The following is a 13995-nucleotide window of genomic DNA, read 5'->3' as shown; positions in this document are numbered from 1 at the left end:
GATATTATACTTGAATGTAACCGCACTTAATGGGTTTTAAGTTCATCACCTATTGGGGCGAGTCTTGTAATGAGGAGGTGCTACTATGTATGCTGTAATCGAAACAGGCGGAAAGCAATATACCGTTCAAGAGGGAGACCTCGTAAAGGTAGAAAAGCTCGACGCTAACGAAGGAGATGCTGTCACTTTTGACAAAGTTCTTCTCGTCGCTCGTGATGGCGAGGTCAACGTTGGAAAGCCCTACGTTAACGATGCTAAAGTTGAAGCTAAAGTTTTAAAACAAGCTAAGGCTAAAAAAGTCGTCGTTTACAAATTTAAGGCTAAGAAAAACGAACGTAAGAAAAAAGGCCATCGTCAACCGTACACGCTCGTAGAAATCGGTAAATTGGCGTAATGACAGAGATTACGATCTTTGTTCATAATGAAGCTTATGTAGGCTTTATAGCCAATCAACATGCAGGTGATGGAGATGCCACAGGCGAAATGGTCTGTCATGGCGTTTCGGCTTTAACATTAGCCTGTGCCTTATCCTTGAGTCAGATTTCGAATATTTCGGAAGAGGAAATGTCGGCGGAACAAGCGGAAGCTTTTTTAAGTCTTCGCATTCCCTACGACCTCGTCGATGAAACGACGGAGACTCTGTTCCGATCCATGATTATCGGACTGAAGGCCATCGAACGTGAATACGATCAATATATAAAAATAGAGACTCAGGAGGTTTAGATGATTCTGTTTACACTTGAACTCTTCTCTTCTAAGAAGGGGATGGGTAGTTCTAAAAACGGTCGCGACTCCGAATCTAAACGTCTCGGCGTCAAGAAGGGTGACGGCCAACATGTACTTGCCGGCAATATCCTCGTACGTCAAAGAGGCACCAAGATTCATCCTGGGGTAAACGTAGGTATCGGTAGCGACGACACTCTCTTTGCTAAAGCCGATGGACGCGTTTCCTTTGAAAATCGCGGCAGAAACAAAAAAGTTGTGAATGTAGTTCCATTTGAAGAATTAGCATAATATACATGATTTAAAACCGCAGAGTAATCTGCGGTTTCTTTTTTCTTTAATAATCTTAAATATTAAATAAATGTTAGACAGAGCTTTTCATTGAATCATTGTCTAAAATGGCTCTGTGATATAATATGAAACCAATGGGGGTGGAAAATGTTTGTCGATATTTGCAATATTACGGTAGAAGCGGGTAAAGGCGGCGACGGAGCCGTTGCTTGGCGCCGTGAAAAATACGTACCGGCAGGCGGTCCCGCCGGTGGCGACGGAGGACGAGGCGGAAGCGTCATTCTGGAAGCCGACAGCGGCCTTAGAACATTAATGGATTTTCGCTACAAGCGCGTCTACAAGGCGGAAAACGGCGAAAACGGAAGAAATAAAAAACAGTTCGGCGCCGATGCCGAAGATATCGTGTTGAAGGTACCGGTGGGTACTCTCGTTAGAGACGCCGCAAGCGAAAAGGTCATTGTAGATATGAAACATCCCGGCGAGCGCTTCGTGATCGCACAGGGCGGCGGAGGCGGAAAGGGCAATGCGCGCTACACGACGAGTACCCGTCAGGCGCCGACTTTTGCTCAGTTGGGTTACAAAGGCCAGCGAAGAGAGATTACCCTGGAGCTGAAGCTCCTCGCCGATGTCGGCCTCGTGGGCTTCCCCAATGTAGGAAAATCCACATTGCTTTCGGTTATTTCCAGCGCCCAACCTAAAATCGCAAATTACCAGTTCACGACCCTTACGCCGAATCTAGGTGTCGTCTATTTAGGCCCCGGCGAAAGCTTTATTTGTGCTGATATTCCGGGTCTGATCGAAGGAGCTTCGGAGGGTGTGGGCTTAGGTCACGATTTCCTTCGCCATGTAGAACGTACCAGCGTATTAATCCACGTCCTCGACGGCAGCGGCGATTTTTACCGCGATCCCATCGAAGATTTCGACAAGATCAATCGGGAGTTGAAGGATTATAATGAAGCCTTAGGCGAGAAGCCTCAAGTGGTATTCATCAACAAAATGGATCTTCCCGATGCGAAAGATCGTGAACCGGAAATTCGGAAGGAACTGGAATCCAGAGGTTATACGGTCTTTTCGGGATCCGCCGCTACGACAAAGGATATTAAACCTTTGCTTTACAAGGTTTACGATATACTGCAGACGGTGGAGCCGGATTACGAAAGTTTCGATTACGAATATTATATAGAAGAAAAAGATACGACGCCCGGTATTTCCGTTCGAAAAGAAGACGGACGCTATATCGTAGACGGTCCTTATATCGAACGCCTTTTGGGTTCGACTTTCTTCGACGATCGGGATTCTTTACGCTACTTCCAAGAGAATCTGCGTAAAAACGGCGTCATCGATAAGCTGAAGGAACTCGGCATACAAGAGGGTGAGTCGGTCTTTATCGACGATTACGAATTTGAGTTTTTTGAATAGGAGTCATATGATTACGGGAAAACAACGGGCAGAATTAAAGAAGATGTCGCACGGAATGCGTCCTTTGCTTCAAGTAGGTAAAAACGGTATTACGCCGGCTTTAATTAAACAGGTCGACGCTTTACTCGAAGATCACGAACTGGTTAAGATTACCCTTTTACAGAATACGGCCGTATCCTTAGAGGAAGCGGGACGAGAACTTACTGAGGCTTTAGGGGCGGAATTTGTACAGGCCATTGGATCGAAGCTTACGATTTACAGGCCGTCAAAAGAGAATCCGAAAATCATTTTGGAGTAAATTATGAAAATAGGCATAATGGGGGGATCTTTTAATCCGATCCACATGGGCCATCTAATGATGTGCGAGTATATGCGTTCGGAACTGGGACTTCACAAAGTGCTTTTTATCCCTACGGGTAACGCCCCCCATAAGAGAAACTATTCTGTGGCGGCGGAGGATCGCTTGACCATGGTTGAAATAGCCGTGGCCGATCATCCTTATTTTGAAGTATCTCCCATTGAAGTAATGGAGACGAAGACAACTTATTCCGTAGATACTTTAAGGAAATTAAAGAAGGAATATCCCGAAGGGGAGTTTTACTTTTTCCTGGGCTCAGATATCTTGCAAGATCTTAAAACCTGGAAGCTTTTCGATGAACTGGCCAAGCTTACCAGATTTGCCGTGGCTGTGCGGCCCGGTGCCGAGCTTGAAACAGGGGAATCGGTTCGAGGAGAAATCCACTTATTAAAGGAAAAGTACGGAGCGAAAATCGTATTGATCGATACGCCGCTTTTGGAGATTTCCTCTACAAATTTAAGAAATCGCATTCGACAGGGAAAATCGGTAAAATATTTTCTGCCGGATCATGTCATGACCTATATTCAAAAGAAGGGATTTTATCGATATTGAAAGCAAAAGCAATAGATTGGAATGAAATAGCCGGCCGCGTCGGCGAAAAGCGCTATAAACATATTTGGCGAGTAGTGGATACGGCCCGCGAGCTTGCCGAACGTCACGGCGTCGATATAGAAAAAGCGGAAACCGCCTCTATGTTTCACGATATTTGTAAGTATCGCGACGACGAGCTTTTGTGGGAAGAGGCGAAACGTCTTAATATTCAAAACTTGGAACGGTTTAAAGCTTTTCCTCAGATTCTACACGCCTATGTGGCGGCGGAATCGGCGAAAGTCGATTACGGAATCGATGATGAGGAGATATTGGACGCCATTCGTTACCACACCACGGGCATAGACTCCATGAGTCCTGTGGCGGAAGTGGTTTTTCTGGCCGACTATCTGGAGCCCATGCGAAATTTCGAGGGAGTCGACGATCTCAGACAGGCGGCAGAGGAAAGCTTAGAGCGGGGCATGAGGGAATCAATCGCTCAAAATATCGAGTATTTGGTTCGCTCGAGAAAAGCTATATGTCCCGATTCCATTCGGTGCTATAACGACTATATCGGGAGAAAATAATCATGAAAAGTTTTTTTCGAGGCTTCTTTGTTACGATTTTAATCGTCGCCGTCGGTTTTTTCGCAGTAAACGCCTATTTAAATCTGGGCGACGATTCGGACACAAAGGACGCGATCCGGGACTTAAAAAACAGTAATGAAAAATTTCAAGTGCTCTTAATCGGCGTCGACAGCTTGAATAATCGTCGTTCGGACAATACCCGTAGCGATGTGATGATGTTGCTCGATGTAGACGGGGAAAAGAAACGTGTTTCTTTAGTATCCATTCCGAGAGACAGTAGAGTCGACATTCCGGGACATGGTAAGACGAAGATCAACCACGCCTATGCATACGGAAAGGCGGATCTGGCACTGGAGACGGTGAATAAAACCTTCGGTCTCAATGTTCCTTATTACATCGTCGTAGATTATGAATTTGTTAAAGAGGTAGTAGACATCGTAGGAGGCATCGAAGTGAATGTTCCCATGGACATGGATTATGAAGATCCCACAGCCGATCCGCCTCTTTCCATTCACTTGAAACAAGGACTGCAAACTTTAAATGGTGATGAAGCTATGCAATTTCTCAGATTTAGAAAAGGATATAAGAATGCGGATTTAGATCGTGTAAAGGCTCAGCAGGCATTTATGAGCGCTTTCATCGGCAAACTTAAAAGCTCTAAGGGCATAGTCCACGGGCCGCAGCTTTTAGTGAGCTATGTGGATAATACGACGAGCAATATGCCTCTTTCTAAAGTCTCGAGAATGGGTTTGACTACTCTTTCCGTAGGGAGAGATAATTTTGAATCTTCAACTATCCCGGGGACGCCGACGATGATCGATCATATTTCGTATTATAAAGTAGATCATGACGCAACCGATGCTCTCTTTAAGAAGATGAATATAAAGTAATTAAAATAGGGTATTAACATAAAAAGGAGGCGCATATGCAAAAACAATCGACAGAAAAGATGTTGAAGATTATTACGGAAAGTGCCGATCATCGGGGAGGAGCCGATATTCAAGTACTGGATATTCGCAATAAGACGTCGATAGCCGATTATTTCGTCATCGTAAGCGGTAATTCCACACCTCAACTCAATGCTATCGCCGAAGAAATCGATGATAATATGGCGAAAGAAGGTTATGAAACCTATCACAACGAAGGGAATGGACAATCTCGCTGGATTATTTTAGATTATGCTGACATTATCGTACACATTTTCCATCGAGATATGCGTGAGTTCTATAATTTAGAAAGATTATGGAGCGACGAAGAAGAGGAGGAAGTCTAAGATGAAAGTCGTATCGACAGATAAAGCACCGGCGGCTGTAGGTCCTTATTCTCAAGCTATTGTCGACGGCGGCGTGGTCTATGCATCCGGTCAAATCCCAATGGATCCCGCCACGGGAGAAATGAAAACCGACGTTTCCGAGGCGGCGAGACAAAGTCTCACCAATTTGAAAAATCTTCTGGAAGCAGCAGGCTCCGATCTGGAAAATGTAATCAAGGTGACCATTTTTATTACGGATATGGATAAATTTGGCGAGCTCAACGAAGTTTATGGAGAATTTTTCTCAGATCATCGTCCGGCGCGGAGCTGTGTAGAGGTTTCCGCTTTGCCGAAAGATGCCGTGCTCGAAATAGAAGCCATCGCCCGTGTAAATTAACGGTTTGCCTATGGGGTTTACGGATCGTGAAAAAAAACTGATCTTCCTATTTGTCGTTATTCTCGTCGCGACTGTAAGTTTTATGTATAAGCGTAATTCCGAGCCGCAAAGTGAGCAGATTTTGAGCCTTTACGGGAATGCAGTACAGGAGGAGAACACTCGATCTCTTCCCGCCGAAGAAGATACAATCGGTTCGACGATTTATGTGGATATAGGAGGAGCAGTACATAAGCCCGGGCTCTATACTTTGGATAAAGGCGCCCGAGTAAAAGACGGTATTACGGCGGCAGGGGGCGCCCTTCCCGATGCGGACATGTCCGGCGTGAACCTGGCGAAAAAACTAAATGATGAAGAAAAACTATATATTCCTAAACAAGAAGAATTACCGTCGCCTCAAATGGCGACTGAATCCTCATCATCCGGCGTCGTAAGCATACAAAACGGATCGAAAGAAGAACTCATGACGCTGCCCGGAATAGGGGATAAGACTGCGGAAAAAATTATGGAATATCGAAGCGCCCATCCTTTTACGAAAGTAGACGATTTAAAAGAGGTTCCCGGAATCGGCGACAAGACCTTTGATAGTTTAAAAAATAATATTCAACTTTAAAAACTGACCCTCCAGGTCAGTTTTTTACTAGAATTTGGAGTAAATATGAGTCCCATAGATTTAAAAGAAAAATTAAAGACACTTCCCGATGATCCCGGAGTCTATTTAATGAAGAATCAATTGGATCAAATAATTTACGTGGGAAAGGCGAAAAATCTAAAAAAACGGGTGCGTCAATATTTCGGCTCTTACGGCAAGAGCGGAAAGAAAGTGGCGAGTATGGTGTCCCATATTTATGATTTCGAATATATAATCGTGGGAAATGAACTGGAATCCCTCATACTCGAATCTAATCTCATTAAAGAATATTTGCCGAAGTATAATATTTTGCTCAGGGACGATAAACAGTATCCCTATATTAAAATCACCAATGAACCTTTCCCCAGGGTAATGAAGACCCGTCGTATCATTAAAGACGGTAGCCGCTACTACGGTCCGTTTCCCGATGTTTTGGCGGTAAATGCCACCATTGAGATTTTTCACGAGCACTTTCCCCTTCGCAACTGCAAGCTGGACCTTACAAAGTCCAATCCAGTCGTAAGGCCATGTTTAAACTATCACATCCACCGTTGTGCCGGACCCTGTATCGGCGCCATCAGCGAAGCGGATTACAAACAGTATATGGGCGAAATCGAATCATTTCTTGACGGTAAATCGGCTCCTTTTGTAAAAGAAATCGAAGAAAAAATGAAGTCTTCGTCTAAGAATTTAAACTTCGAACAGGCGGCTGTGTATCGCGATCAGCTGGACGCTTTGAATACTCTCCTTGAGAAACAGAGGATTACGGCGGCGGGAAGCGACGAAGAGTACGATGTCATCGGCATGGCAGGGGACGGGCGGGAAGCGTGTATTCAAATTTTTTTCTTCCGACAAGGTAAGAATATGGGCCGAGAGCATTTCTTTATCGAAAACGCCTATGGTGAGTCGCCGAAAGAAATTATGCAGGCCTTCATCACTCAGTTTTACCACGGCACCGCCTATATTCCGAGCAAGCTTTACATCAATGAAATTCTCGATGAAAAAGAACTGGTAGAAGCTATGCTCGGCGAAAAACGTGGATCGAAAGTGCAGGTGATCGTGCCGAAGATCGGCGAAAAGAAGAAGATTATGACCATGGTACGACGAAATGCCATCGATATGCTTACAAAGCATTCCGAACAAATGCGCAGGCAGATGGAGAAAAAAGAAAGTGCCGTCTCAGCACTCGCCGAAGCCCTTCATATGGAAAAAGCTCCCGAGCGCATCGAAGCTTATGATATATCCAATATTTCCGGCGTGGAATCCGTAGGCTCCATGGTAGTATTTGAAGACGGAGTTCCTAAAAAGACCGATTACCGACGCTTCCGAATAAAAGAAGTGGAAGGACCCGATGACTATGCCTCTTTAAGGGAAGTGTTGTCTCGTCGATTTAAGCGTGGGCTTAAGGAACGGGCAGGCATAGGCGAACGTAAGGGCTTTGCAAGTTTTCCCGATTTAATTCTAATGGACGGAGGAAAGGGGCAGGTAACCCAAGCCCTCATAATATTAGAAGAACTGGGCCTATCCATTCCCGTGGCAGGTCTCGTAAAAGATGATGAACATAAGACCCGGGGAATCTATTTCAATAAGGAAGAAATAAACGTGGCGAAAAACTCGGCAATTTATCGCCTGGTCTATCAAATTCAAGAAGAGGCCCATCGTTTTGCCATCACTTATCACAGAAGCCTGCGCTCAAAATCGGGGTTCCGATCGGAGCTGGACGGCATTGAAGGAATCGGCCCTAAACGTAAAAAAGAATTAATGCGCGCCTTTAAATCCTTAAGTAAAATAAAGGAAGCGGATGTAGAGACTTTAGCTCAAGTGGAGAGTATGAATTATAGAGCGGCTCAGGCGATATACGATCATTTTCATGGAGGCGGCAATGAACAATAAACGGATTACGGTGAAAGAATTAATCGAAGATAACGATTTTGAAGTAATTTACGAGGCTAAAGATGCCGAGAAGACCTATTTGTACACCACGGAATTTAATCGTCCGGGTCTGCAACTCAGCGGCTTTTACACGCAATTCGTGTCGAATCGTATTCAAATTATCGGCGGAGCGGAATGGCATTATTTAAAAGCCTTGGACCCCGAAGTAAGGCGCTCCCGTTTAAAGGCCTTATTCGACCATAAAATCCCCCTCTTAATCGTCACGCGAGACCAGGAAATTTTCCCCGAAATGATCGCCTTTGCCCGGCAGAATAACTGCACAATATTGCGGACAGAAGACGGGACGTCGCGAGCATTAAACAAACTTATTACTTATATGGAAAGGGCATTGGCGCCCACCTTAAGGCGCCACGGTATTTTACTGGATATTTTCGGGGTCGGCGTTTTAATGTTGGGGGAAAGCGGCATAGGTAAGTCGGAGACAGCCTTAGATCTCATCGTCAACGGTCATAAACTCATCGCCGACGATTCCGTCCTCATCAAAAAGCTGGATGAACGCTTAATAGGAACCTCGCCTAAAATAACCCGTCACTTTATGGAAATTCGAGGAATCGGGATTATCGATGTCGAGAGACTCTTCGGCATCGGAAGTATTATGGAAGAAAAGGAAATCGAACTCGTCATCGAGCTTACCCAATGGGACGACTTTGCAGATTATAACCGACTGGGAATCGACGACGAAAAAATTTCCATACTGGATGTATCCTTGCCAAAGATCGAAATCCCTATGCGCACAGGACGAAACACATCGGTGATCGTAGAAATCGCCACGCGGAATTATAAGCAAAAAGAACTGGGCTACAATGCGGCCCTCGCTCTGAATCAGCGGGTATTGAACTCCATAGAAACGAGAAAACGACTATGAAATCGTTTTATTATTATCAACTCATAATATTGAATACTTTCTCCTAGCCCTTGAATTCAATTTGATGACTGATATAATTTAACTATAGGAAATTGTTGTTTATTTAGGAGGTTGAAATGGCAAAAACGATGAAAACAATGGACGGGAATACCGCAGCGGCTCACGTCGCCTACGCATTCTCCGACTTGGCGTGTATCTATCCGATTACGCCCTCATCTCCCATGGCAGAACATATCGACGCATGGGCCAGTAATCACAGAAAGAATATTTTCGGCAACGAAGTATCTGTAAAAGAAATGCAATCCGAAGCCGGTGCAGCAGGTGCTGTTCACGGTGCTCTTCAAGCAGGTGCATTAACCACGACCTACACTGCATCTCAAGGTCTTCTCTTAATGCTTCCCAATATGTACAAAATCGCAGGTGAATTACTTCCCGGCGTATTCCACGTTGCAGCTCGTGCCCTTGCAAGTCATGCACTAAGCATCTTCGGCGACCACCAAGACGTTATGGCAGCACGTGCATCCGGTTTCGCACTTTTAGCATCCGGTTCCGTACAAGAAGCAATGGACTTAGCAGGTGTTGCTCACTTAGCAGCCATTAAAGGCCGCGTACCCTTCGTTCACTTCTTCGACGGCTTCCGTACCTCTCACGAAATTCAAAAGATCGAAGTATTAGACTACGATGATCTTGGAAAATTAGTTGACATGGACGCTGTTAACGAGTTCAGAGCACGTGCTCTCGCTCCCCAAGATCCCGAAGTTCGCGGTACGGCACAAAACCCCGACATTTACTTCCAAGAAGTAGAAGCTTCCAACCGTTTCTACACCGACATCATCGGTACTACGGAAGAATACATGAAGAAAATCTCCGAACTTACCGGTAGAGAATATAACCTCTTCAACTACTACGGTGACGAAAACGCAGAAGACGTCATCATCGCAATGGGTTCTGTAACTGAAACCATCGAAGAAGTTGTCGACTACCTCAACGCAAAAGGTGAAAAGACCGGTGTACTTAAAGTTCACCTCTATCGTCCCTGGTCTGCAAAACACTTCATGGACAGCATGCCCAAGAGTGTTAAGAGAATCGCAGTACTCGACCGTACAAAAGAAAAGGGCGCTAACGCTGAACCCCTACTCTTAGACGTTCGCGATATGTACTACGATGCTGAAAACCGTCCCATGATCGTCGGTGGTCGTTACGGTTTAGGCAGCAAGGACACCACACCTTCTCAAATCAACGCAGTATTCAAAAACATGCGCGCTGATCAACCGAAAGACGGTTTCACCATCGGTATCGTAGACGACGTTACCAATCTTTCTCTTCCCATCGAAGAAGAAATCCACACCGAACCTGAAGGAACCATCGGTTGCAAATTCTGGGGCTTCGGTTCTGACGGTACAGTAGGTGCTAACAAGAGTGCAATCAAGATTATCGGTGACGGTACCGACATGTATGCACAAGGTTACTTCGACTATGACTCGAAGAAATCCGGTGGTGTTACCATGTCTCACTTACGTTTCGGTAACGAAAGAATCACATCCACCTACCTTTTAACCTCTGCTAACTTTATTTCTTGCTCCAAACAATCTTATGTACATCAATATGATTTGCTTCGCGGCATTAAAAAAGGCGGCACATTCCTCTTAAATACCACATGGGATTTAGATGAATTAGAAGAAAATCTTCCCGCTAGCTTGAAGAGAGATATCGCTCAAAACGATATTAAATTCTACACCATCAATGCTACGAAGATTGCCGGCGAAGTTGGCCTCGGCAACCGTACCAACATGGTTATGCAAGCTGCTTTCTTCAAACTCGCAGAAGTTCTTCCCTTAGAAACTGCAGTAGCTAAATTAAAAGAAGCTATCGTAAAAGACTACGGTCACAAGGGCGACGACATCGTCAACATGAACTATGCGGCAGTTGACGCAGGTATGGATGCTACCCACGAAGTAGATTATCCTGCAGAATGGGCTAACCTTACGGAAGAAGCCGACCACTCCATCGAAGGCGCACCCGAGTTCATCAACAAGATTCTCGTTCCCATTAACCGTCAAGAAGGTAATGACCTTCCCGTCAGCACCTTCGTCGGCATGGAAGACGGTACCTTCATGTCCGGTACTTCCAGATACGAAAAACGTGGTATTGCAGTTAACATTCCCCAATGGAAGATCGAAAACTGTATCCAATGTAACCAATGTTCCTTCGTATGCCCTCACGCTGTAATTCGTCCCTTCTTATTAGATGAAGAAGAAGCAGCTAAGAAACCTGAAAGCTTTGAAACCAAAAAAGCTAACGGTAAGGGAATGGACAAATTCGAATATAGAATTCAAATTTCTCCCCTCGACTGTACAGGTTGCGGTAACTGTGCTCAAGTTTGCCCCGCTAAGGAAAAAGCACTTGTTATGGTTCCCTTCGAAGATGAATTCGACAAACAAGAAGACAACTGGAAATTCGCTCAAGAAGAAGTTACTTCCAAACAAGACGAAATTCCCGCTGACAATGTAAGAAACTCTCAATTCCACATGCCGCACCTTGAATTCTCCGGTGCATGTGCAGGTTGTGGTGAAACACCTTACATCAAACTTGTCACGCAATTATTCGGTGATCACATGATGATCGCAAACGCAACCGGTTGTACCTCCATCTGGGGTGGTTCCGCTCCGTCCATGCCTTATTGCACCAACGACTGCAACCAAGGTCCTTCCTGGGCAAACTCCCTATTTGAAGACAACGCTGAATACGGTTACGGTATGAAGATCGCCGTCGATCAACAACGTGAAACCATTCGCAAGAACATGGAAGCGTTCAAAGAACTTGGCGCTGACGAAGAAATCGCCAAAGCATTCGACGCTTGGTTAGAAGACTACAACAGCTACGAAGTAACCAAGGCTGCTACCGCTAAGATTCTTCCCTTACTCGACAAGAAGACCGGCAATGCTGAAGCGGATCAATTACTCGCTAATATCAGCAGCATGAAACGCGTTCTTATTAAACCGAGTCAATGGATCTTCGGTGGCGACGGTTGGGCTTACGACATCGGCTACGGTGGATTAGACCACGTATTAGCCAGTGGCGAAAACATCAATATCATGGTTGTCGACACTGAAGTTTACTCCAACACCGGTGGTCAATCCTCCAAGGCAACCCCAACCGGTGCTGTTGCTAAGTTTGCTGCCAACGGTAAAGAAGTTCGTAAGAAAGACCTCGGTCTCATGATGACAAGCTACGGCTACGTATATGTCGCTCAAATCGCTATCGGTGCTGACAAGAACCAAGCACTTAAAGCAATTAAAGAAGCTGAAGCATACGACGGACCGTCCTTAATCATCGCTTACGCTCCCTGTATCAACCACGGTATCCGCATGGGTATGGGTGTATCCATCGCAGAAGAAAAGAAAGCCGTCGAAACAGGTTACTGGCACCTCTACAGATACAATCCGGAACTTAAAGACGAAGGCAAGAATCCCTTCAGCCTCGACTCTAAAGAACCGACCAAACCCTATAGAGAATTCCTTGAAGGCGAAGTACGTTACACCTCCCTCAAGAAATTGTTCCCCGAACGTGCAGAAGCACTTTACGAAGCAGCTGAACAAAACGCAAAAGAACGTTACGAAAACTACGCTCGTTTGCACAACGATCAAGCTGAATAAGATTAAAACAAAAAGGACCGAGTTTACTCGGTCCTTTTTTGGTTCTATGTCAACCGTTGGGAAGTCTAGTGAAAACTAGACTTCTTTTTGCTTTCAGCATCTGATTCAGTGCCAGGGATCCGTGACGATGTGCCACCTGCCATTCGCTTACAAAACAGCAAAAACAACCAAAAAAACACTATCATAATACTTTTTTGAATTAACTAGCTAAAAACAACAACATAATTGCAGAAAAACCTTGACAAGGAAATATTATATAAATATAATCGTTATAGAAGGTGTTATTATAATAACAATAAGAGAGGGTGACGTAGAAAAGGTGGAGCAAGTTTGGGCGTTTGACGCCACTAAAAACAATAGAAAGAGTATAGAGAAACATTTAAAGGAGGAATTCTATGAAAAAATGGATGGCCAGAAAGATAAGAGCATATTTTGTACGAGAAAATAGAAATAACGGTTGTTGAGTTGTACCATGAACTTCATCAAAAAATGTAAACAGAATATAAGCCCTAATAAACGAATGGTTCTGTTCTACTTGGGCTTTGTCGTGCTCCTCGTATTAATGTATTGGACACTAAGCATTGAAGGTTCTCCTCGTAATGTACCGGTAAGAACGCCTTTTGGTTCAGATACAGTGGCTCTTTCGTGGTTTATGACAGGTATTATATACTGGCTGTCTCTACTCCTTATCTTCTACGGCATTTTATTGGTAGACAAGGACATTGGAATACTCGTTGTTTTGTTTTTGTTGATCGTCCCACATCTTTATCTTATCGCTCTTGAATATGGTCTATCAGGAGGAAATGTGCTAAAAATGCTTAGTAAGTATTTTTACATGTATATTTTAGGAAGGCTCTTTTGGGGATAATCTATTGATAAATGAAATGACAAGGAGATAGTACGTGAAAGACTTTAAGATCATTGGATATAAACGACACATAGATAGACGTTATTTTTACGCTCTTAGACTATTCGCTGTGGGACTGTTTATTTTAGCTTAGTTTTACCCTGAAAGCCATCCACCTAAAATGCTTCAAATGCCCTTAGGCGTGATGAATAAAGGTGATTTTCTCTGGTCCGGTTTTCTGTTAATATCTCTTATTACCATCGTCATAGGTTTGCTCTTCGTTCCTAAAAATATCCTCGTTTGGCTTGTACTAGGTCTTTTGTTGGCACCTCATGTGTTCCTTTTGTTAATCTTTACAGGTCTGGGTGAAGGGACCTTGTTTCAGGGTATTGTATCAGCTGTTAGAGCCTATCTGTTAGAAAACGTTCAACGATTCCCCCTTAACTGGACCCAAGTTCAATAACCTTGCGACATAAGCCAAAGAAACCTCT

14 protein-coding genes and 1 other annotated feature are annotated in these 13995 nt (G+C 44.4%); all 14 genes read left to right on the top strand.

Annotated features, from left to right (window positions below):
- Positions 1-8 precede the first annotated feature (8 nt).
- Positions 9-75, top strand: a sequence feature (ribosomal protein L21 leader region).
- Positions 76-85: 10 nt separating this feature from the next.
- The 14 genes from rplU (at position 86) to nifJ (ending at position 12657) form a co-directional block, all read left to right on the top strand.
- Complete coding sequence (gene rplU, locus PEPTYR26121_RS02820) at positions 86-394, top strand: 50S ribosomal protein L21 (RefSeq protein ID WP_180499000.1); 309 nt, start codon at positions 86-88, stop codon at positions 392-394.
- Positions 394-723 carry a ribosomal-processing cysteine protease Prp gene (locus tag PEPTYR26121_RS02815; RefSeq protein ID WP_180498998.1) on the top strand — a complete coding sequence of 110 codons (330 nt, stop codon included), beginning with the start codon at positions 394-396 and terminating at the stop codon, positions 721-723. Before rplU ends, PEPTYR26121_RS02815 begins: the two co-directional genes overlap by 1 nt.
- Positions 724-1014 carry a 50S ribosomal protein L27 gene (rpmA, locus tag PEPTYR26121_RS02810; RefSeq protein WP_068369797.1) on the top strand — a complete coding sequence of 97 codons (291 nt, stop codon included), beginning with the start codon at positions 724-726 and terminating at the stop codon, positions 1012-1014. It begins immediately after the preceding gene.
- Positions 1015-1161: 147 nt separating this feature from the next.
- Complete coding sequence (gene obgE / locus PEPTYR26121_RS02805; RefSeq protein ID WP_180498996.1) at positions 1162-2433, top strand: GTPase ObgE; 1272 nt, start codon at positions 1162-1164, stop codon at positions 2431-2433.
- 7 nt (positions 2434-2440) lie between these two features.
- Positions 2441-2731, top strand: a complete 291-nt coding sequence (locus PEPTYR26121_RS02800) for a YhbY family RNA-binding protein (RefSeq protein WP_180498994.1) — start codon at positions 2441-2443, stop codon at positions 2729-2731.
- A 3-nt stretch (positions 2732-2734) separates the two neighbouring features.
- Positions 2735-3343 carry a nicotinate-nucleotide adenylyltransferase gene (gene nadD, locus PEPTYR26121_RS02795; protein ID WP_246285879.1) on the top strand — a complete coding sequence of 203 codons (609 nt, stop codon included), beginning with the start codon at positions 2735-2737 and terminating at the stop codon, positions 3341-3343.
- The gene (gene yqeK, locus PEPTYR26121_RS02790) at positions 3340-3906 is read left to right on the top strand and encodes a bis(5'-nucleosyl)-tetraphosphatase (symmetrical) YqeK (protein ID WP_180498992.1); all 567 of its coding nucleotides are present in this window, start codon (positions 3340-3342) and stop codon (positions 3904-3906) included. Before nadD ends, yqeK begins: the two co-directional genes overlap by 4 nt.
- Positions 3907-3908: 2 nt before the next feature.
- Positions 3909-4796: an LCP family protein gene (locus PEPTYR26121_RS02785; protein WP_180498990.1), complete on the top strand. Its 888-nt coding sequence runs from the start codon at positions 3909-3911 to the stop codon at positions 4794-4796.
- Positions 4797-4831: 35 nt separating this feature from the next.
- Positions 4832-5179 carry a ribosome silencing factor gene (rsfS, locus tag PEPTYR26121_RS02780; RefSeq protein ID WP_180498988.1) on the top strand — a complete coding sequence of 116 codons (348 nt, stop codon included), beginning with the start codon at positions 4832-4834 and terminating at the stop codon, positions 5177-5179.
- A gap of 1 nt (position 5180) precedes the next feature.
- On the top strand, positions 5181-5555 hold the full coding sequence (locus PEPTYR26121_RS02775) for a RidA family protein (RefSeq protein ID WP_180498986.1): 375 nt from the start codon (positions 5181-5183) through the stop codon (positions 5553-5555).
- 10 nt (positions 5556-5565) lie between these two features.
- The gene (locus PEPTYR26121_RS02770; protein WP_180498984.1) at positions 5566-6165 is read left to right on the top strand and encodes a ComEA family DNA-binding protein; all 600 of its coding nucleotides are present in this window, start codon (positions 5566-5568) and stop codon (positions 6163-6165) included.
- A 45-nt stretch (positions 6166-6210) separates the two neighbouring features.
- Positions 6211-8076 (top strand): excinuclease ABC subunit UvrC, encoded by a 1866-nt coding sequence (gene uvrC / locus PEPTYR26121_RS02765; protein WP_180498982.1) that lies wholly within the window; start codon positions 6211-6213, stop codon positions 8074-8076.
- On the top strand, positions 8066-9001 hold the full coding sequence (hprK, locus tag PEPTYR26121_RS02760; protein WP_180498980.1) for an HPr(Ser) kinase/phosphatase: 936 nt from the start codon (positions 8066-8068) through the stop codon (positions 8999-9001). The genes uvrC and hprK overlap by 11 nt, the downstream gene beginning before the upstream one ends.
- Positions 9002-9117: 116 nt before the next feature.
- Complete coding sequence (gene nifJ / locus PEPTYR26121_RS02755) at positions 9118-12657, top strand: pyruvate:ferredoxin (flavodoxin) oxidoreductase (protein ID WP_180498978.1); 3540 nt, start codon at positions 9118-9120, stop codon at positions 12655-12657.
- The last annotated feature ends 1338 nt before the right edge of the window (positions 12658-13995 follow it).

Source organism: Aedoeadaptatus nemausensis, assembly GCF_903819165.1.
Classification (GTDB): domain Bacteria; phylum Bacillota; class Clostridia; order Tissierellales; family Peptoniphilaceae; genus Aedoeadaptatus; species Aedoeadaptatus nemausensis.
Note: the sequence above shows the minus strand (reverse complement) of the source record. Positions and strands in the feature narration are given on the sequence as shown.